Genomic DNA, 17452 nt, shown 5'->3' with positions numbered 1-17452 from the left:
ACGGGCCGCGCCCCGACCGTAGGCCTCCTAGCTGGCGCCCGCTGCCGGACCACCGTCCAGAGCGGCCACCCATCGTGCCGGTCGCTTCTCCCGGAACGCGGCCACCCCTTCCCGTCCCTCTGCGGAGAGGAAGTACCCGGTGGACAGCGTCGCCAACTCGGTGATCTCCGCCCGCAGGTCGGTGGCGGCCGGCCGGCGCAGCAGCTCCTTGGTGCCGGCGAGGGCCTTCGGCGCACCCTTCACCAGCGAGGCGCAGTAGCCCGCCACCGCCTCGTCCAGCCCGTCCGCCGGCACGGCGGCGGTGACCAGACCGATCTCGGCGGCCCGCCTGCCGTCGAAGGTGTCGCCGGTCAGGTACAGCTCGGCGGCGGCCCGGGGGTGCAGCCGGGGCAGCACGGTCGCCGAGATCACCGCCGGGATCACCCCGATCCGGACCTCGGTGAAGGCGAACGTCGCCTCCTCGGCGCAGACCGCCAGGTCGGCCGCCGCGATCAGGCCCAGCCCGCCGGCCCGGGCCGGCCCGGCCACCTTCGCCAGCACCGGCTTGGGGCACTCCCGGACCGCCACCAGCACGTCGCCGAGCATCCCGGCCGGCACCGTCCCGCTGGCGTACGCGGCGGCGGTCTCCTTCAGGTCGGCGCCGGAGCAGAAGACCGGGCCGGTGTGGTCCAGCACGACCGCCCGGACCGCGTCGTCGGCGACCGCGGCGGCCAGCCCGGCCAGCAGCTCGGTCATCAGCGGGGTGGAGAGCGCGTTGCGGTTGTGCGGGCTGTCCAGGGTGAGGGTGGTCACCCCACGGGCCGTGGCGACCCGTACGAGAGCGTCCGGAGAGGTCATGCCGGGCACACTAGTGGCCATGCCTGGCGCCCTTCCAGAAGGCGAACCCGTCCCGGTCGACGGTTCGCTGCCCGCCGCCGCCCTGCGTACCGTCGGTGCGCGCGGCTTCGGGGTCTACGTGCACGTGCCGTTCTGCGCCAGCCGCTGCGGCTACTGCGACTTCAACACCTACACGTCGGCCGAGCTGGGCGGCGGTGCCAGCCGCGAGACGTACGCCGAGACGGTGCTGGCCGAGCTGGCGCTCGCCGCCCGGGTGCTCGGCGACACCCCGCCGCCCCGGGTGGACACCGTCTTCGTGGGCGGCGGCACGCCCACCCTGCTCCCGGCCGACGAACTGGCCCGCGTCCTGGACGGCATCGACCGCACCTGGGGGCTGGCCGCCGACGCCGAGGTGACCACCGAGGCCAACCCCGAGTCGGTCACCCCGGAGTCGTTGAAGACGCTGCGGGCGGCCGGCTACACCCGGATCTCGCTGGGCATGCAGTCCGCCGCGCCCGGGGTGCTGGCCGTCCTGGACCGGAAACACAGCGCCGGCCGGGCCACCGCCGCGGCGCTGGAGGCGCGGGACGCCGGGTTCGACCACGTGAACCTGGACCTGATCTATGGCACGCCGGGGGAGCGCGCGGAGGACTTCGCCGCCTCGCTGGAGCAGGTGGTGGCGGCGGGCGTGGACCACGTCAGCGCGTACGCCCTGATCGTGGAGGAGGGCACCCGGCTGGCCGCGCGGATGCGCCGCGGCGAGCTGGCGTACCCCAGCGACGACGTGGCGGCGGACCGCTACCTGGCCGCGGAGGCCGCCCTCGACGGGGCCGGGTTCTCCTGGTACGAGGTCTCCAACTGGGCCCGCTCCGCGGCGGCCCGGTGCCGGCACAACCTGCTCTACTGGTCGGGCGGCGACTGGTGGGGCCTCGGCCCGGGGGCGCACAGCCACGTCGGCGGGGTGCGCTGGTGGAATGTCAAACATCCGACCGCGTACGCCGGACGCCTGGCCGCGGGGGAGTCACCCGGGTTGGCCCGGGAGGTGCTCACCCCCGACGAGGCGCACATGGAGGACGTGATGCTGCGGCTGCGGCTCGCCACGGGCCTGCCGTTGGAGGTGCTGGACGAGGCGGGCCGGGCCGGCGCACGGCGGGCGCTGGCCGACGGTCTGCTGACCGCCGACGGGTACGCGGCTGGCCGGGCGGTGCTCACCCTGCGCGGCCGGTTGCTGGCCGATGCGGTGGTTCGCGACCTGCTGCCCTGACCGCCCGAGGTGAGCCGCGACCGGGCGAGGGACCCGGCCGGTCCGTGGACCGGCCGGGTCGAGGATCACTTGATCATGCTCACCGAAGCGGGGTAGCGGTAGAGCTGCCCCTCGTTGGCCTTGAGGCCGGCGACGATCCCGAAGATGATGCCCATGAGGTAGGCGGCGCCCACCGGGATGAAGCCGATCACGGCGCAGACCAGGACCCAGCCGACCAGGCCGATGATCGACCAGAGAAGCTGGAAGTTGAGCGCCGCCACGGCGTGCGCCCGTACGGCCGGCGACTGGTTGCCCCGGGCCAGCAGGGCGATCAGCGGGGCGACCCAGCCCAGCACGGCGCCGCCGAGGAACATGCCCGCGGCGCCGCCGAAGTGCGCGACCAGTGCCCAGGTCTTGTCCTCATTGCTGGCGTAGCCGCCCGGCGGCGGGTAACCACCCGGCGGTGGGTAGCCACCCGGCGGCGGATAGCCACCGGGCGGGGGATAGCCGGGGCCGCCGGCTGCCCCGGACAGTGGTGCGGTGGGGGGCTCGTTCGCCGACGAGCCGTATGGTGCCGACGGCGGGGTCCCGCCCGGCGACTGGGCGCCGGGGTCCCCCGCTCCGGGAGGGCGAGGTGGTTCAGTCATGGACGTCACGTTAGGTCCCGTTCGCAAGGATGCGCCAGAGCGACACCGTTCTGGATGTCCGGCTGTTCGGCTCTGGCGAAGCGTCCGGCGGGCCGCACCGGGGGTCCGTCACTGATCATCGCGTCGGTGGGTACGCCGACGTAGACTGGCACTCGCTACAGTCGAGTGCCAGACGCTCGGCCGGTACCGCGGGTCGCCTGGTCGGAACAGGCCGCGCCGGGCGCCGGGCGGGCCGAGGTGCGTCAGGAGGTGGGGAGATGGGTCTCGACGACCGCAAGCTCGCCGTGCTCCGCGCGATCGTCGAGGACTACGTCGCCACGCAGGAGCCGGTCGGCAGCAAGTCCCTGGTCGAGCGCCACCAGCTCGGCGTCTCCCCGGCCACGGTGCGCAACGACATGGCCGTCCTGGAGGACGAGGGCTACATCCGGCAGCCGCACACCAGCGCCGGCCGGGTGCCCACCGACCGCGGCTACCGGCTCTTCGTCGACCGGCTCTCCCGGGTCAAGCCGCTCAGCCCGGCCGAGCGCCGGGCCATCGAGCGCTTCCTGGTCGGCGCGGTCGACCTGGACGACGTGGTGCACCGCACGGTCCGGTTGCTGGCCCAGCTCACCCGGCAGGTCGCCGTGGTGCAGTACCCGAGCCTGGCCCGCTCCAAGGTGCGCCACCTGGAGCTGGTGCCGGTCTCCACCACCCGGCTGATGGTGGTCATGATCGCCGACACCGGCCGGGTCGAGCAGCGGCTGGTCGAGCTGCCCGGGCCGGTCCCGGCCGACGACGTCACCGACCTGCGCCGGCTGGTCAACGAGAAGCTGGTCGGCACCCGGCTGTCGGACACCCCACCCCTGGTCCAGGCGCTGGTGGACGAGTCCGCGCCGCACCTGCGTCCGGCCATGACCACGCTCTCCACCGTGCTGCTGGAGACGCTGGTCGAGCGGCACGAGGAACGCATCGCGCTGGCCGGCACGGCCAACCTCACCCGGGGCGGCCTGCTGGACTTCCAGGGCACGCTGCGACCCATCCTCGAAGCGCTCGAGGAACAGGTCGTGCTGCTCAAGCTCATCGGTGAGACCGAGCCGAGCACCACCCGGGTGCTCATCGGCGACGAGAACGAGTTCGACAACCTGCGGGCCGCCTCGGTGGTCAGCACCGGGTACGGCCCCGGCAGCACCATCGTCGGCGGCCTCGGGGTGCTCGGGCCGACCCGGATGGACTACCCCGCCACCATCGCCACGGTGCGGGCCGTGGCACGCTACGTGGGCGAGCTGCTGGCCCAGAACTGACCAGTCAGGGGCGACGGCCGGCATGAGGCCGGCGACCGGCGCAACGCGAGACGAACATGAGGACACGGAACGCAGTGGCCAGGGACTACTACGGCATTCTCGGCGTCAGCCGGGAGGCCTCCGACGACGAGATCAAGCGCGCCTACCGCAAGCTGGCGCGGCAGTTCCACCCGGACGTCAATCCGGACCCGGAGGCACAGGAGAAGTTCAAGGACATCAACGCCGCGTACGAGGTCCTCTCGGACGACCGGAAACGGCAGATCGTCGACCTGGGCGGCGATCCACTCGCGCCGGGCGGCGGGGGCGCCGGGCCGGGTGGTCCGGGCGGCGCCGGCCCGTTCGTCGGGTTCCAGGACATCATGGACGCGTTCTTCGGCGGCGCCGCCGGGGGTGCGCGCGGCCCGCGCCCGCGTACCCGGCCGGGCGCGGACGCGATCCTGCGGCTGGAGCTGGACCTCAACGAGACCGCGTTCGGCGTCGAGGCCCCGATCACGGTCGACACCGCCGTGCTCTGCACCACCTGCTCCGGCGCGGGCACCGCGGCCGGCACCCACCTCGCCACCTGTGAGGCGTGCGGTGGGCGGGGCGAGGTGCAGTCGGTGCAGCGGACCTTCCTCGGCCAGGTGGTCTCCGCCCGGCCCTGCACGGTCTGCCAGGGCTACGGCACCACCATCCCGCACCCCTGCCCGACCTGCGCCGGGGACGGCCGGGTGCGGACCCGCCGCTCGCTCACCGTCAAGATCCCGGCGGGCGTCGAGGACGGCATGCGGATCCGGCTGGCCCAGCAGGGCGAGGTCGGCCCGGGTGGCGGCACGGCCGGCGACCTCTACGTGGAGATCCACGAGCGGCCGCACGACGTCTACTCGCGCAAGGGCGACGACCTGCACTGCCGGGTCACCGTGCCGATGACCGCCGCCGCGCTCGGCACCCGGCTGACCATCAAGACGCTGGACAGCGAGGAGACGGTCGACGTCAAGCCGGGCACCCAGCCGGGCAGCACGCTGCGGCTGCGGGCCCGGGGCGTACCGCACCTGCGTGGCACCGGCCGGGGCGACCTCTACGTCCACCTGGACGTGCGTACCCCGACCAAGCTCGACGCCGAGCAGGAGCGGATGCTGCGCGAGTTCGCCAAGACCCGGGGCGAGGAGGTCGCCGAGCTGACCAAGCAGGGCGGCTTCTTCTCCCGGATGCGCGACGCCTTCAACGGGCACGCCTAGCGTGTCGGCGCCGCTGTTCCTGGTCGAGGCGCTACCCACCGGCGACACGCTGACCCTCGACGGTCCGGAGGGGCACCACGCCGCCACCGTGCAGCGGCTGCGGGTCGGCGAGGAGCTGCTGCTCGCCGACGGTCGGGGTGGCACGGCCGACGCCGTGGTCACCGCCGTCGGCCGGGGCACCCTCGACCTGGCGGTCACCTCCCGGGGGTACGTCGACGCGTCCGTTCCCCGGCTCGTCGTGGTGCAGGGCATCGCCAAGGGCGACCGGGGCGAGCTGGCCGTGCAGGCGATGACGGAGGTCGGCGTGGACGAGATCGTCCCCTGGTCGGCGTCCCGGTCGGTGGTGCAGTGGCGCGGCGACCGGGGCGTACGGGCCCGGGAGAAGTGGGCGGCGACCGCCCGGGAGGCGGCCAAGCAGGCCCGCCGTGCCTGGCTGCCGGTGGTGGCCGGGTCGCCCGACGAGTCCACCGCGACGGTGGCCCGACGGATCGCCGGGGCGGCCGCCGCGTTCGTGCTGCACGAGGAGGCCGACGAGCGGCTGACCATCGCCGGGCTGCCGGAGACCGGCGAGATCGTGCTGGTGGTCGGCCCGGAGGGCGGCATCGCCCCGGCCGAGCTGTCCGCCTTCCGCGAGGCCGGCGCCCGTACCGTCCGCCTCGGCCCGTCGGTGCTGCGCACCTCCACCGCCGGCGTAGCCGCCCTCACCATCCTCGTCACCCGCCTCCACCGCTGGTAACCCCCTCCCTCCCTCACCCCCCCGCCTCGGCGCCGATCTTGCACTTTCTGTCGGGATATAACGGGCAAAAGCCGCGTGCTGCCGACCGTAAGTGCAAGATCGCCGAGGCGGGGGGTGAGGGAGGGGGGAGGGGGCTAGGTGCGGAGGTAGGAGGCGCCGTTTAGGTCGAGGATGGTGCCGGAGGACCACTCGGCTTCGGGGCTGGCCAGCCAGTGCACGGCGGCGGCGATCTCGTCGGGTCGGGCGACCCGCCCGAACGGGGACTGGGCGCGGATCGCCTCGCCACGCTCGCCGCTGAGGTGGGTGGTGGTCATGTCGGTCTCCACGAAGCCCGGCGCGACCGTGGCCACCGCGATGCCGTACGGGGCCAGGGCCAGCGCCAGCGACTGGCCGAGGGCGTTCAGCCCCGCCTTGCTCGCCCCGTACGCGGGCTGCTCCGGCTCGCCGCGGAAGGCGCCCCGGGACGACACGTTGACGATCCGGCCGCCCCGCTCGCGCATGTGCTGGGCGGCGCACCAGGTGACGTTGGCGGCCCCGGTCAGGTTGGTCTCCAGGACCAGCCGCCACTGCTCCCGCCACTGCGCGTAGGTGTTGCCGAAGACCGGGTGCGGCAGGTCCCGCGGCCCGTACACGCCGGCGTTGTTGACCAGCACGTCGAGCCCGCCGAGCTGCTGTGCCGCCGCGTCCACCATCGCGCGTACCGCGTCCGGGTCGGTCAGGTCGGCGCGAACCACCACGTGCCCGTCGCCGGGCAGCTCCGCGCGTACCCCCTCGGCCAGTTCCGCCGAGTCCCGGTGGTGGATCGCCACCCGGTCCCCGCCCGCCGCGAACGCCCGTGCCACCGCGCGCCCGATGCCGCGCGAGGCCCCCGTCACCAGTACCGCCCGAGAAGTCACGCCGGACATCATGCCCGGCGCGGCCGGTGGGCCCGCGACGCGGTCCGGGCCGCGCGTCTTAGCATGCCCGAATGGGAACCGACTGCCTGTTCTGCCGAATCGTCGCCGGGGAGATCCCGGCCACCATCGTGCGGGAGACCGCCACGACCCTCGCCTTCCGGGACATCAACCCGCAGGCGCCGACGCACGTGCTGGTGATCCCGAAGGAGCACTACGCGGACGTGGCCACCCTCGCCCAGGACGACCCGGGGCTGGCCGGCGAGGTGCTCGCCACGGCCGCCACGGTGGCCGAGGAGGAGGGGCTGCTCGCGGACGGTTTCCGGCTGATGTTCAACACCGGGGCGTACGCCGGCCAGGAGGTCTTCCACGTGCACGCGCACGTGTTCGGCGGTGCGCCGCTCGGCCCGATGCTCTGCCGCTGACCTCGTCCCTAGACTGCAGGCATGATCACGGTGCATGACCGGCTGGGCCGGATGGTGCGGCAGTCGCAGGCCCAGGGCAGGATCCCGGCGGTCTCGGTCGCCCTGCACCGGGCCGACCGGCCGCTCTGGACGTGCGCGGTCGGCGGGACCGGCAACGACAGCCCGCTCGGCCCGGACACGGTGTTCCGGATCGGCTCGGTCACCAAGACCTTCACCAGTGTGCTGGTCATGCAGTGCCGGGACGACGGGCTGCTCGACCTGGACGACCCGATCGGGCGGCACCTCGACCTGCCGGCGCACGGCGAGCTGACCGTACGCCGGCTGTTGTCGCACACCGCGGGCCTGCAGCGCGAGCCGCACGGCGACGTGTGGGACACGCTGCGGGCCCCCGACGCGGCCGGGCTGATCGCCGACCTGGCCCGGGTGGAGCGGGTGCTGCCGACCGGCCGGCGCTACCACTACTCCAACCTCGGTATGGCGCTGCTCGGCGAGCTGGTCGCCCGGCTGCGCGGCGGCACCTGGGCGGAGGTACTGGCCGAGCGGGTGCTCGCCCCGCTCGGGCTGACCGCCACCGGTCCCGCCCCCGGCGACCGGGCGGCGACCGGGTTCCTGGTCGACGCGTACTCCGACGAGGCGCGGCCGGAGCCGCCGACCGACTTCGGCGGGGTGGCCCCGGCGGCGCAGCTCTGGAGCACCGCGCCGGACATGGCGCGCTGGGCGGCGTTCCTGGCCGACCCGGCCGCGCTGGACCCGGCCGGCGCGGTGCTCGCCCCGGCCACGCTCGACGAGATGCGCTGGCCGCTGACCACCACCGACGAGTCGCTCTGGGCGGCCGGCTTCGGGTTGGGCCTGATCCTGGTGCCACAGCCGGGACGGGTGGTGCACGTGGGGCACGACGGGGCGATGCCCGGTTTCCTGGCCGCCGTCTACGGCCGGCGGGGCGGCGACGGCACCGCGGGCGCGATGGGCTGCGCGGTGCTCGGCTCCTCCGGCACCGGCGTGGCGGTGTTCGACCTGCCGCACCGGCTGCTCGCCGCCGCGGCCGAGTACGACCCGGCCGACGTCGAGCCGTGGCGCCCCGGCCCGCCCGCTCCCGAGCACCTGCGCGGGATGCTGGGCCGCTGGTGGGGCGAGGGCTTCGAGTACGTCTTCTCCTGGCACGACGGGACGCTGCGGGCCCGCGGCGCCGACGATCCGGCCGGCCGGCCGCCGGCGGTGTTCGCGCCGCTGCCGGAGCGGCCGGACGTGTTCCGCACCGTCGCCGGCCGAGAGGTGGGCGAATTGCTCCGGTTGACCCGCGACGAGCGCGGTGCGGTGGTCCGGATGCACTGGGCCACCTACCGCTTCACCCGCCGCCAGGAGACCTTCGAGGGGTACGACTTCCGCACCGGCAGTTGACCTTCGACCACCGGAAATGGGCGCGGTGCGGTGGGTGTTGAACCGATACGATGGGTGGAACCGTACGCCGCGCCGGCAGGGCTCGGCGCCGAGATCGGAAGCAGGTGGCGCAGGGCCCGACGGCCCGAACTATGACCGGCACCCCACCTCCCGGCCCGCCCCGGGTGCAGACCAGGATCACAGTCCCTGACCAGAAGATCATGGTGAACCTGCTCGGCGCGGGCGACGAGATCCTGCGACTCGTCGAACGCTCGGTCAACAGTGACGTCCACGTGCGTGGCAACGAGATCACCATCACGGGCGCGCCCGCGGACAACGCCCTCGCCGAGCGGCTCTTCAGTGAGCTGCTCGAACTCATCGAGAAAGGCGAGACCCTGACCACTGACGCCGTCCGGCGTACCGTCGGCATGCTCGAGCAGGGCAGCGCCGAGCGGCCCGCCGAGGTCCTGACGCTCAACATCCTCTCCCGGCGCGGTCGTACCATCCGTCCCAAGACGCTCGGGCAGAAGCGCTATGTCGACGCGATCGACGCCAACACGATCGTCTTCGGCATCGGCCCCGCCGGCACCGGCAAGACCTACCTGGCGATGGCGAAGGCCGTCCAGGCGCTCCAGGCCAAGCAGGTCAACCGGATCATCCTGACCCGGCCGGCGGTCGAGGCGGGCGAGCGGCTGGGTTTCCTGCCCGGCACGCTGAACGAGAAGATCGACCCGTACCTGCGCCCGCTCTACGACGCGCTGCACGACATGCTCGACCCGGAGACCATCCCGAAGCTGATGGCGGCCGGCACGATCGAGGTGGCGCCGCTGGCGTACATGCGGGGGCGTACGCTCAACGACGCGTTCATCATCCTGGACGAGGCGCAGAACACCACGCCCGAGCAGATGAAGATGTTCCTCACCCGGCTCGGCTTCGGTTCCAAGATCGTGGTCACCGGTGACGTCACGCAGGTCGACCTGCCCGGCGGGACGACCAGCGGCCTGCGGGTGGTCCGGGAGATCCTGAACAACGTCGAGGACGTGCATTTCGCCCAGCTCTCCAGTTCCGACGTGGTCCGCCACAAGCTGGTCGGCGAGATCGTCGACGCGTACGCCCGCTGGGACGCCGAGCGGGAGAACCAGCAGGCACAGAGCGTGCACGCCGTGCCCGGCCGGACCGCCCAGGGCGGCCGGTCCGGCCGGCGCCGCTAAACACCAGAGGAAAGACAGTTGTCCATCGAGATCGCCAACGAGTCCGGTGTCGAGGTCGACACCGACGCCGTGCTCGCCGTCGCCCGGCACGCCCTCGACGAGATGGGGGTAAACCCGCTCGCCGAGCTCTCCGTGCTGCTGGTCGACATCGACTACATGTCCGAGCTGAATCACCGCTGGATGGGCGGCGACGGCCCGACCGACGTGCTCGCCTTCCCCATGGACGAGGGCAGCGTCGACCACGGTCCGGGGGAGAACGCCCCGGCCGGCGGGGAGCCGGCGCTGCTCGGTGACATCGTGCTCTGCCCCGAGGTGGCGGCCAAACAGGCGGCCGCCGCCGGCCACTCGGCCGCCGACGAGCTGCACCTGCTCACCGTGCACGGGGTGCTGCACCTGCTCGGCTACGACCACGCCGAGCCGGAGGAGGAGCGGGAGATGTTCGGTCTTCAGGCCCGCCTGCTGGCCAGCTGGCGGTCGACCCGGTCGAAATGATGACCACTCTGGCGGCCGGCAGCGACCCTGCCAATCTGCCCGACCTCCAACTCATCGTCTTCGCGGCGGGGCTGGTGGTGCTCGCCGGCCTCATCGCGATGACCGAGGCGGCGCTGGCCGCCGTCTCGCCGGCCCGGGCCGCCGAGCTGGCCCGGGACGGGGCGCGCGGCGCGCGTACCCTCCAGGCGGTCGCCGGTGACGTGGTCCGCCACCTCAATCTCCTGCTCCTGCTCCGGCTGCTGGCCGAGCTGACCGCCACCACGCTGGTCGCGCTGGTGGCGGTGGACAGCTTCGGCGCCGGTTGGCGGGCCGCCCTGGTCACCGCCGGGGCGATGACCGTGGTCAGCTTCGTGGTGGTCGGTGTCGCGCCGCGCACCCTGGGCCGGCAGCACGCGTACGCGGTGGGCCGCGCGGTCGCGCCGCTGGTGCGCTGGCTGGGCCGGGCGCTCAACCCGCTCGCCTCGCTGCTGATCCTGATCGGCAACGCGGTCACCCCGGGGCGAGGCTTCCGGGAGGGCCCCTTCGCCACCCAGGTGGAGCTGCGCGAGCTGGTTGACCTGGCCGAGCAGCGCGGGGTCGTGGAGCACGGCGAACGCCAGATGATCCATTCGGTCTTCGCGCTCGGCGAGACCATCGCCCGCGAGGTGATGGTGCCGCGTACCGAGATGGTGTGGATCGAGGAGCGCAAGACGCTCGCCCAGGCGCTGGCGCTCTTCCTGCGCTCCGGCTTCTCCCGGATCCCGGTGATCGGCGAGAGCGTGGACGACGTGCTCGGCGTGCTCTACCTCAAGGACCTGATCCGGCGTACCCAGGGCGGCGACCCGCGTACCACCCAGCTCCCGGTGTCGGAGCTGATGCGCCCGGCGACCTTCGTGCCCGAGTCCAAGCCGGTCGACGACCTGCTCTCCGAGATGCAGGCGGCCCGCAACCACCTGGTCATCGTTGTCGACGAGTACGGCGGCACCGGTGGCCTGGTCACCATCGAGGACATCCTGGAGGAGATCGTCGGTGAGATCACCGACGAGTACGATGTCGAACGGCCGCCGGTCGAGCGCCTGGCGGACGGGGCCGTGCGGGTGACCGCCCGGCTGCCGGTGGAGGACCTGGGCGAGTTGTTCGACACCGAGCTGCCCACCGACGAGGTGGAGACGGTCGGCGGTCTGCTCGCGCAGGCGCTCGGCCGGGTGCCGCTTCCGGGCGCCGAGGCCGAGGTGGCCGGGCTGCGGCTGATCGCCGAGGGCACCACCGGCCGGCGTAACCGGATCGACACCGTGCTGGTGAGCCGGGCCGCGCCGAGTGACACAGCCGACAGCGCGGGTCGCGGCGAGCACGCCGAGTCCCGCGGCAACCAGAATCGTTCCGAGGAGAGGCTACCCGCCGATGCCTGAGTCACCCGCCGTGCCGGCCGCCCGGCCCACCCCGTCCGATCTCGCCGCGCTGAGCGCCGAGGACGGCAAGCTGGTCGTCCTGGCCCGGGGCGCGCGCGGCCGGGTCGGCGCCGTGGAGGGCGCGGCGGTCCGTGATCAGGACGGTCGGACGTACGCGGCGGCCAGCGTCGCGCTGCCGTCGCTGACCCTGACCGCGCTCCAGCTCGCGGTCGCCTCGGCGGTGGCCGCCGGGGCGAGCCGGCTGGAGGCCGCCGTGGTGGTGACCGAGGCGTCGACGCTGGACGGCGCGGGGCACGCCGCCGTGCGGGACCTCTCCACCGACGCGCCGATCCACGTGGCCGCGCCGGACGGCGCCCTCCTCGGCACGGTGGTCGAGTGACCGGGGTGCCGGACCCGGACCAGCCCCGTCCCTACCGGGCCGGGTTCGCCTGCTTCGTCGGACGGCCCAACGCCGGCAAGTCGACGCTGACCAACGCGATCGTCGGCACCAAGATCGCGATCACCTCGAACAAGCCGCAGACCACCCGGCACGTCATCCGTGCCGTACTGCACCGGCCGGACTCGCAGCTCGTCCTGGTCGACACCCCGGGGCTGCACCGTCCCCGTACGCTGCTCGGCGAGCGGCTGAACGACCTGGTCCGGGAGACGTGGAGCGAGGTCGACGTGATCGGCCTCTGCATCCCGGCGAACGAGCCGGTCGGTCGGGGTGACCGGTTCATCACCGGCGAACTCGCCAGCCTGAAGGCGACCGTGCTGGCGGTGGTCACCAAGACCGACCTGGTGGACAAGAAGCGTCTCGCCGAGCAGCTCCTCGCGGTGAGCGAGCTGGCCGACTTCGCCGACGTGGTGCCGGTGAGCGCGGTCTCCGGGCACCAGGTGGACACCCTGGTCGACGTGATGACCGGCTACCTGCCGGAGTCGCCGCAGCTCTACCCGGACGACATGCTCACCGACGACCCGGAGCAGGTGCTGGTCGCCGAGCTGATCCGCGAGGCGGCCCTCGAAGGCGTCCGGGACGAGCTGCCGCACTCCATCGCCGTGGTGGTGGAGGAGATGATCCCGGAGGGTCAACTCACCAAGATCTACGCCGACGTGTACGTTGAGCGACCGAGCCAGAAGGGGATCATGATCGGTCACCGGGGCAGCCGGCTCAAGGAGGTCGGCACCACGGCCCGCCGGCAGATCGAGGAGCTGCTCGGCACCCGGATCTATCTCGACCTGCATGTCCGGGTCGCCAAGGACTGGCAGCGCGACCCCAAGCAGCTCCGCAAGCTGGGCTTCTGAGCGCGACGACCGACGATCGAAGACCGACGGCCCCGGCCATCCGGGGCCGTCGGTGCGTATTCGGGATAGTCCGAATCGGTCGCAGTTATGGGATGTTTCACTTCTGACCCTGTCCGTTCGTCGTTTCGCCCCGCCGGGTCGGAGGGTAGGGAAAGCGTTGATCCCTTGCCCCCGGACATAGCTGCAGGCTGATGCGAAACCGATACCTGGATTTGCTCCGTTTCCTGGCCATCGTGCGAGTCGTCGTCTACCACGTCGTCGGGTCGGCGGCCCTGACCCTGATCTTCCCGGCGATGTCGGTGATGTTCGCGCTCGCCGGCTCGCTGATGGCCGCCTCACTGGACCGGACCGGCGTGCCCGCCGTGGCGCGCCGGCTGCGCCGCCTGCTGCCGTCGCTGTGGGTGCTCGCGGCGGTCTTCGTGCCGGCCATGCTGCTCACCGGCCTGCCGTTCACCCCGAAGGTGCTGCTCTGGCTCTTCCCGGTCAGCGACCCACCGGCCAACTACTGGGGGGCGCTGGCGCTGAGCCCGATCTGGTACCTGCGGGACTACCTGTGGTTCGTGCTCGCCTCGCCGCTCGCCCTGTGGCTGTTCCGCCGGGCCCCGCTGCCCACCCTGCTCGCCCCGTACGCGCTGCTCGTGGTGATCGAGCTGGGCGTCTACCCGGACGCGCCGGTCGTGCTGCGCGAGTTCGGCCTGTACTTCGGCGCCTGGCTGCTCGGTTTCGCCCACCACGACGGCATGCTCCGCCGGCTCCGTAACGGGGTGCTGCTGCCCGCCGCGCTCGCCCTCGGCGCCGCCGGGCTGGCCTGGATCTTCACCCACCCCGGTTCGCGCGGGTACGACCTGAACGACATCCACCTCGGCAACGCCCTCTGGTCGGCCGCGTTCATCCTGGTGGCGATCGGCCGGGCCCCGGCCGAGGCGCCCTGGGTCGACCGGATCCCGCTGCTGGGCCGGGCGGTCACCGTGCTGAACCGGCGCGCGCTGACGGTCTACCTGTGGCACATGTCGTTCGTGGTGGCGCTCACCCCGCTGGTCGGGCTGGTCGGCTGGACCCCGCGTGACCCGCTCGGCCTGGCGATCCGGGTGGTGCTGGTGTTCGTGCTGGTCGGTGTGGTCACCCTGCTGGTCGGCTGGGTCGAGGACGTGGCGGCCCGGCGTACGCCGGAGCTGGTCCCCGGCCGGCCCCGGCGGACCGTGGCCGAGCGGGCGGCGGCCGCCCCGGCCAGCCCCGCGCCCGTCGGCGCGGAGGCCGAGCTGGTGGGGGCCGGCACGCGGACGGATCGTCGCGCCGGGTCCGGGGTGTTGACGGCCGGCGAGCGGGCGGACCGCCCCGCCCGGTCCGACCCGGGTCGGGTGCCCGCGCCGCGCGGCGCGGCCGAGCGGGCGGACGCCGAGACCGGCACACGCTGACCCACCGTCTCCGGGCCGCGCCGTTTCCGGGCCGCGCCCTCAGCGCCGGGTGATCGTGACGTCGCCGCTGCCGGTGCGTACGTCCAGCAGCGCGGCGGCGCCCGGGTCGTCGGCCACCTCCACGTCGGCGCTGCCCGAGCCGGTGCTGGTCCGCACCCGGTACCGCCCCTCCGGCACGGTCAGCTCCACGTTGCCGCTGCCGGCGTGCACCCGGGCCGAGGCCGGCTGGTCCAGCTCGACGGTCACGTCCCCCGAGGAGGTCTGCGCGTCCACCCCGGCGGCCAGCCGCCGCGCCTCGACCCGGCCGGAGGAGGCCCGCAGCCGGACCGCGCCGGACGCGTCGACCACGGCGATGTCCCCGGAGCCGGTCTCGGCGCGGACTTCGCCGCGCGCCGCGGTCACGCTGATGTCGCCGGAGCCCAGCTTGACGTCCACCGCGCCGACCTGGCTCAGCACGATGTTCCCGGAGCCGGTCTCGCCGCGTACCGCCACGCCCTCGGGGACGGTCACGTCCCAGGAGATGCCGCAGCGGTGGCCGCAGCTGGTGTCCAGCACCAGCTCGTCGCCGTTGATCTGGTAGCGGGTGTCGGGCTGCTCGCCCTGGTAGCGGACCGCCCGCTTGATCCGTACCTCGGGGGCGGACCCGGAACCGCGTACCGTCACGTCGCCCGAGCCCGGCCGTACGGTGATCCGGGTGATCCGGATCGCCTCGGTGTTGTCGTAGTCCAACTCGCGGTACGACAGGGTGTCACACCCGCTCAGGAGAATCAGGGCGGCCGTGGCGGCGGCGGTGGCCGTGGCGGTGACGATGGTTCGCTGCTGAGCCATGGCCAGCACGCTACGGCCGGCCGTCGGGGCGGCACATCCGGGTTCGACCGCCGATCCACCCCGAACCGACCCTGAGATCGCACCCCGAGGGAGAATGGCCGGATGGCCGGGTACCGCCGACAGCTCTACCGCGACGACGCGGTGGTGCTGCGCGTGCAGAAGTTGGGCGAGTCCGACCGGATCATCACCCTGCTGACCCGCCGGCACGGCCGGCTTCGCGCGGTGGCCCGGGGCGTGCGGCGCACCTCAAGCCGGTTCGGCGCCCGGCTGGAGCCGTTCGGGCACGTCGACCTCCAACTCGCCGGCGACCCGAAGGGCAATCTGGGCAGCTCGCTGCACACCGTCAGCCAGGTCGAGGGGATCGACCTCTACGGCAAGCGGTTCCTCGGCGACTACCCCCGCTACACGGCGGCCAGCGCGATCGCCGAGACGGCGGAGCGGCTCACCCCGGTCGAGCGGGAGCCGTCGCTGCGGTTGTTCCAGCTCACCCTCGGCGCGCTGAAGTCGCTGGCGCGCGGCGAGCACGCCACCACGCTGGTGCTCGACGCCTACCTGCTGCGCGGGATGGCGCTGGCCGGCTGGGCGCCCGCGCTGACCGCGTGCGCGGTCTGCGGCACGCCGGGGAAGCACCGGGCGTTCTCCGTACCGGCCGGCGGGACGGTCTGCCCGGACTGCCGGCCACCGGGCGCCGCCCACCCCGCCCCGGCCAGCGTCGACCTGATGTCCGCGCTGACCACCGGCGACTGGGCGTACGCCGACGCCACCGAGACCGGCGTACGCCGGGAGTGCAGCGGGCTGGTCGCGGCGCACCTCCAGTGGCACCTGGAGCGCGCGCTACGCTCGCTGCCGCTGGTCGACCGGGGCGCCCCCGGGGCCGGCACGGTCCCGCCGCGCCCCGGCGCCGGACCCACCGCCACTGGCGTGAACAGGGAGAATGCGTAAGTGATCCGATCGACGAGGGTCTTCCGGCGGGAGCCGGTGCCACCGACTCCGCACCCGTCCGGCGCCCGGCCGCCGGCCCTGCCCGCCGAGGCGCTGCCGAAGCACATCGCGGTGGTCATGGACGGCAACGGCCGCTGGGCCAAGGAGCGCGGGCTGCCCCGGACCAAGGGTCACGAGCAGGGCGAGCACAGCCTCTTCGACACCGTCGAGGGCGCGATCGAGCTGGGCATCCCCTACCTGTCGGCGTACGCCTTCTCCACCGAGAACTGGCGGCGCTCGCCGGACGAGGTCCGGTTCCTGATGGGTTTCAACCGGGACGTCATCCGTCGCCGCCGTGACCAGCTCGTCGACCTGGGCGTACGGGTGGTCTGGTCCGGCCGGGCCGGGCGGCTCTGGAAGAGCGTGATCTCCGAGTTGCAGACCGCCGAGGAGATGTCCCGGGGCAACTCGACGCTGACGCTGCAGTTCTGCGTCAACTACGGCGGCCAGGCGGAGATCGCCGACGCCACCGCCGCGATCGCCCGTGACGTGGCGGCCGGCAGGCTCGACCCGGGCAAGGTCAACGAGAAGACCATCGCCAGGTACCTCTACCACCCGGAGGTCCCCGAGGTGGACCTCTTCCTGCGCCCCTCCGGCGAGCAGCGCACCTCCAACTTCCTGCTCTGGCAGAGCGCGTACGCCGAGTTGGTCTTCCTCGACACGCTCTGGCCGGACTTCGACCGCCGTCACCTCTGGTACGCCTGCGAGCTCTACGCCCAGCGGGACCGCCGCTTCGGCGGCGCGTTGCCCAACCCGGTGGCCCCGAGGACGTAGCGGTCCCGCGGTCGGGGCGGCGTCGACGCGTTTGCGGCGGGCCGCGCGGCCTCAGCGCATACCATCGGCGCGAGGGCGGGCCGCCCGGTCGCGTCCGGCCACGGGGGTGGACATGCGGGATCTCCGGTACGAGATGACGGCCGCGCTGGCCGGCGCGGACCTGGTCGACGCCGCGCACCGGGAACGGGTGGCGGATCTCTGCGCCGGCGTCGCCGAGCGGTACTGCGCCGAGCTCGGGCACACGCCGGCCGTCCGTTCCGGCGAGATCGCCGAGCTGGCACACGGCGAACCGGCCGCCGGCTGGGCGCCCACCCCGCCCGACGACTCCGGCTCGGCGCCGAGCGATCTGGAACCCTCGGCCGAGGAGCCGGGGCGGGCCTGGTGAACGCGTCTTCCGCAGCGGCCCGGAGGGCGGGCGGGGAGCCGCCCATCGGGTGGATCGAGC

General features: G+C 73.5%; 19 protein-coding genes. 15 read left to right on the top strand and 4 right to left on the bottom strand.

Annotated features, from left to right (window positions below):
* Window positions 1–27: 27 nt before the first annotated feature.
* Window positions 28–837, bottom strand: coding sequence for an enoyl-CoA hydratase-related protein (locus GA0070621_RS17305; RefSeq protein WP_091202550.1), 810 nt, complete (start codon window positions 835–837; stop codon window positions 28–30).
* 19 nt (window positions 838–856) lie between these two features.
* On the opposite strand from GA0070621_RS17305, the gene hemW reads away from it, so the two are divergent.
* Window positions 857–2080, top strand: a complete 1224-nt coding sequence (hemW, locus tag GA0070621_RS17300) for a radical SAM family heme chaperone HemW (protein WP_167667008.1) — start codon at window positions 857–859, stop codon at window positions 2078–2080.
* 65 nt (window positions 2081–2145) lie between these two features.
* Here hemW and GA0070621_RS17295 read toward each other — a convergent pair whose 3' ends face one another.
* On the bottom strand, window positions 2146–2706 hold the full coding sequence (locus GA0070621_RS17295; RefSeq protein WP_091196983.1) for a DUF4870 domain-containing protein: 561 nt from the start codon (window positions 2704–2706) through the stop codon (window positions 2146–2148).
* A 257-nt stretch (window positions 2707–2963) separates the two neighbouring features.
* Here GA0070621_RS17295 and hrcA point away from each other — a divergent pair, with 257 nt between their 5' ends.
* The 3 genes from hrcA (at window position 2964) to GA0070621_RS17280 (ending at window position 5939) form a co-directional block, all read left to right on the top strand.
* Window positions 2964–3986: a heat-inducible transcriptional repressor HrcA gene (gene hrcA, locus GA0070621_RS17290; protein ID WP_091196981.1), complete on the top strand. Its 1023-nt coding sequence runs from the start codon at window positions 2964–2966 to the stop codon at window positions 3984–3986.
* Window positions 3987–4060: 74 nt separating this feature from the next.
* Window positions 4061–5203, top strand: a complete 1143-nt coding sequence (dnaJ, locus tag GA0070621_RS17285) for a molecular chaperone DnaJ (protein ID WP_167667007.1) — start codon at window positions 4061–4063, stop codon at window positions 5201–5203.
* Window position 5204: 1 nt separating this feature from the next.
* Entirely contained in the window at window positions 5205–5939 is a 735-nt protein-coding gene (locus GA0070621_RS17280; RefSeq protein ID WP_091196975.1) for a 16S rRNA (uracil(1498)-N(3))-methyltransferase, read from the top strand.
* A gap of 134 nt (window positions 5940–6073) precedes the next feature.
* Here GA0070621_RS17280 and GA0070621_RS17275 read toward each other — a convergent pair whose 3' ends face one another.
* Window positions 6074–6835, bottom strand: coding sequence for an SDR family NAD(P)-dependent oxidoreductase (locus tag GA0070621_RS17275; protein ID WP_091202548.1), 762 nt, complete (start codon window positions 6833–6835; stop codon window positions 6074–6076).
* Window positions 6836–6906: 71 nt separating this feature from the next.
* Here GA0070621_RS17275 and GA0070621_RS17270 point away from each other — a divergent pair, with 71 nt between their 5' ends.
* The 8 genes from GA0070621_RS17270 to GA0070621_RS17235 all read left to right on the top strand — a co-directional run bounded on the left by GA0070621_RS17270 (window position 6907) and on the right by GA0070621_RS17235 (window position 14424).
* Window positions 6907–7257: a histidine triad nucleotide-binding protein gene (locus GA0070621_RS17270; protein WP_091196972.1), complete on the top strand. Its 351-nt coding sequence runs from the start codon at window positions 6907–6909 to the stop codon at window positions 7255–7257.
* A 21-nt stretch (window positions 7258–7278) separates the two neighbouring features.
* Window positions 7279–8655, top strand: a complete 1377-nt coding sequence (locus GA0070621_RS17265) for a serine hydrolase domain-containing protein (RefSeq protein ID WP_091196969.1) — start codon at window positions 7279–7281, stop codon at window positions 8653–8655.
* Between the two features lie 131 nt (window positions 8656–8786).
* Complete coding sequence (locus GA0070621_RS17260) at window positions 8787–9845, top strand: PhoH family protein (RefSeq protein WP_091196967.1); 1059 nt, start codon at window positions 8787–8789, stop codon at window positions 9843–9845.
* 18 nt (window positions 9846–9863) lie between these two features.
* Window positions 9864–10337, top strand: coding sequence for an rRNA maturation RNase YbeY (gene ybeY, locus GA0070621_RS17255; protein WP_091196965.1), 474 nt, complete (start codon window positions 9864–9866; stop codon window positions 10335–10337).
* Window positions 10313–11725, top strand: coding sequence for a hemolysin family protein (locus GA0070621_RS17250; RefSeq protein ID WP_197674074.1), 1413 nt, complete (start codon window positions 10313–10315; stop codon window positions 11723–11725). Before ybeY ends, GA0070621_RS17250 begins: the two co-directional genes overlap by 25 nt.
* Window positions 11718–12104 (top strand): cytidine deaminase, encoded by a 387-nt coding sequence (locus GA0070621_RS17245; protein WP_091196961.1) that lies wholly within the window; start codon window positions 11718–11720, stop codon window positions 12102–12104. Before GA0070621_RS17250 ends, GA0070621_RS17245 begins: the two co-directional genes overlap by 8 nt.
* 5 nt (window positions 12105–12109) lie before the next feature.
* Entirely contained in the window at window positions 12110–13009 is a 900-nt protein-coding gene (gene era, locus GA0070621_RS17240; RefSeq protein WP_091202547.1) for a GTPase Era, read from the top strand.
* A gap of 191 nt (window positions 13010–13200) precedes the next feature.
* Window positions 13201–14424 carry an acyltransferase family protein gene (locus GA0070621_RS17235; RefSeq protein ID WP_091196958.1) on the top strand — a complete coding sequence of 408 codons (1224 nt, stop codon included), beginning with the start codon at window positions 13201–13203 and terminating at the stop codon, window positions 14422–14424.
* Window positions 14425–14463: 39 nt separating this feature from the next.
* Here the strand turns inward: GA0070621_RS17235 and GA0070621_RS17230 are convergent, their stop codons facing one another.
* Window positions 14464–15252, bottom strand: coding sequence for a DUF4097 family beta strand repeat-containing protein (locus tag GA0070621_RS17230; protein ID WP_091202545.1), 789 nt, complete (start codon window positions 15250–15252; stop codon window positions 14464–14466).
* A gap of 102 nt (window positions 15253–15354) precedes the next feature.
* Between GA0070621_RS17230 and recO the strand changes: the two genes are divergently transcribed.
* The 3 genes from recO to GA0070621_RS17215 all read left to right on the top strand — a co-directional run bounded on the left by recO (window position 15355) and on the right by GA0070621_RS17215 (window position 17392).
* Window positions 15355–16194, top strand: coding sequence for a DNA repair protein RecO (recO, locus tag GA0070621_RS17225; RefSeq protein ID WP_091196955.1), 840 nt, complete (start codon window positions 15355–15357; stop codon window positions 16192–16194).
* A 36-nt stretch (window positions 16195–16230) separates the two neighbouring features.
* Window positions 16231–17007, top strand: coding sequence for an isoprenyl transferase (locus GA0070621_RS17220; protein WP_197674073.1), 777 nt, complete (start codon window positions 16231–16233; stop codon window positions 17005–17007).
* Between the two features lie 112 nt (window positions 17008–17119).
* The gene (locus GA0070621_RS17215) at window positions 17120–17392 is read left to right on the top strand and encodes a thioredoxin reductase (RefSeq protein WP_167667004.1); all 273 of its coding nucleotides are present in this window, start codon (window positions 17120–17122) and stop codon (window positions 17390–17392) included.
* The last annotated feature ends 60 nt before the right edge of the window (window positions 17393–17452 follow it).

It is taken from the genome of Micromonospora narathiwatensis (assembly GCF_900089605.1).
GTDB lineage: Bacteria > Actinomycetota > Actinomycetes > Mycobacteriales > Micromonosporaceae > Micromonospora > Micromonospora narathiwatensis.
This window is presented reverse-complemented; position numbering and strand designations above follow the sequence as displayed.

Coding starts and splice junctions, on each gene's coding strand:
- GA0070621_RS17305 (WP_091202550.1), bottom strand. CDS start 837: ATGACCTCTCCGGACGCTCTCGTACGGGTCGCCACGGCCCGTGGGGTG.
- hemW (WP_167667008.1), top strand. CDS start 857: ATGCCTGGCGCCCTTCCAGAAGGCGAACCCGTCCCGGTCGACGGTTCG.
- GA0070621_RS17295 (WP_091196983.1), bottom strand. CDS start 2,706: ATGACTGAACCACCTCGCCCTCCCGGAGCGGGGGACCCCGGCGCCCAG.
- hrcA (WP_091196981.1), top strand. CDS start 2,964: ATGGGTCTCGACGACCGCAAGCTCGCCGTGCTCCGCGCGATCGTCGAG.
- GA0070621_RS17270 (WP_091196972.1), top strand. CDS start 6,907: ATGGGAACCGACTGCCTGTTCTGCCGAATCGTCGCCGGGGAGATCCCG.
- GA0070621_RS17265 (WP_091196969.1), top strand. CDS start 7,279: ATGATCACGGTGCATGACCGGCTGGGCCGGATGGTGCGGCAGTCGCAG.
- GA0070621_RS17260 (WP_091196967.1), top strand. CDS start 8,787: ATGACCGGCACCCCACCTCCCGGCCCGCCCCGGGTGCAGACCAGGATC.
- GA0070621_RS17245 (WP_091196961.1), top strand. CDS start 11,718: ATGCCTGAGTCACCCGCCGTGCCGGCCGCCCGGCCCACCCCGTCCGAT.
- GA0070621_RS17235 (WP_091196958.1), top strand. CDS start 13,201: ATGCGAAACCGATACCTGGATTTGCTCCGTTTCCTGGCCATCGTGCGA.
- GA0070621_RS17230 (WP_091202545.1), bottom strand. CDS start 15,252: ATGGCTCAGCAGCGAACCATCGTCACCGCCACGGCCACCGCCGCCGCC.
- recO (WP_091196955.1), top strand. CDS start 15,355: ATGGCCGGGTACCGCCGACAGCTCTACCGCGACGACGCGGTGGTGCTG.
- GA0070621_RS17215 (WP_167667004.1), top strand. CDS start 17,120: ATGCGGGATCTCCGGTACGAGATGACGGCCGCGCTGGCCGGCGCGGAC.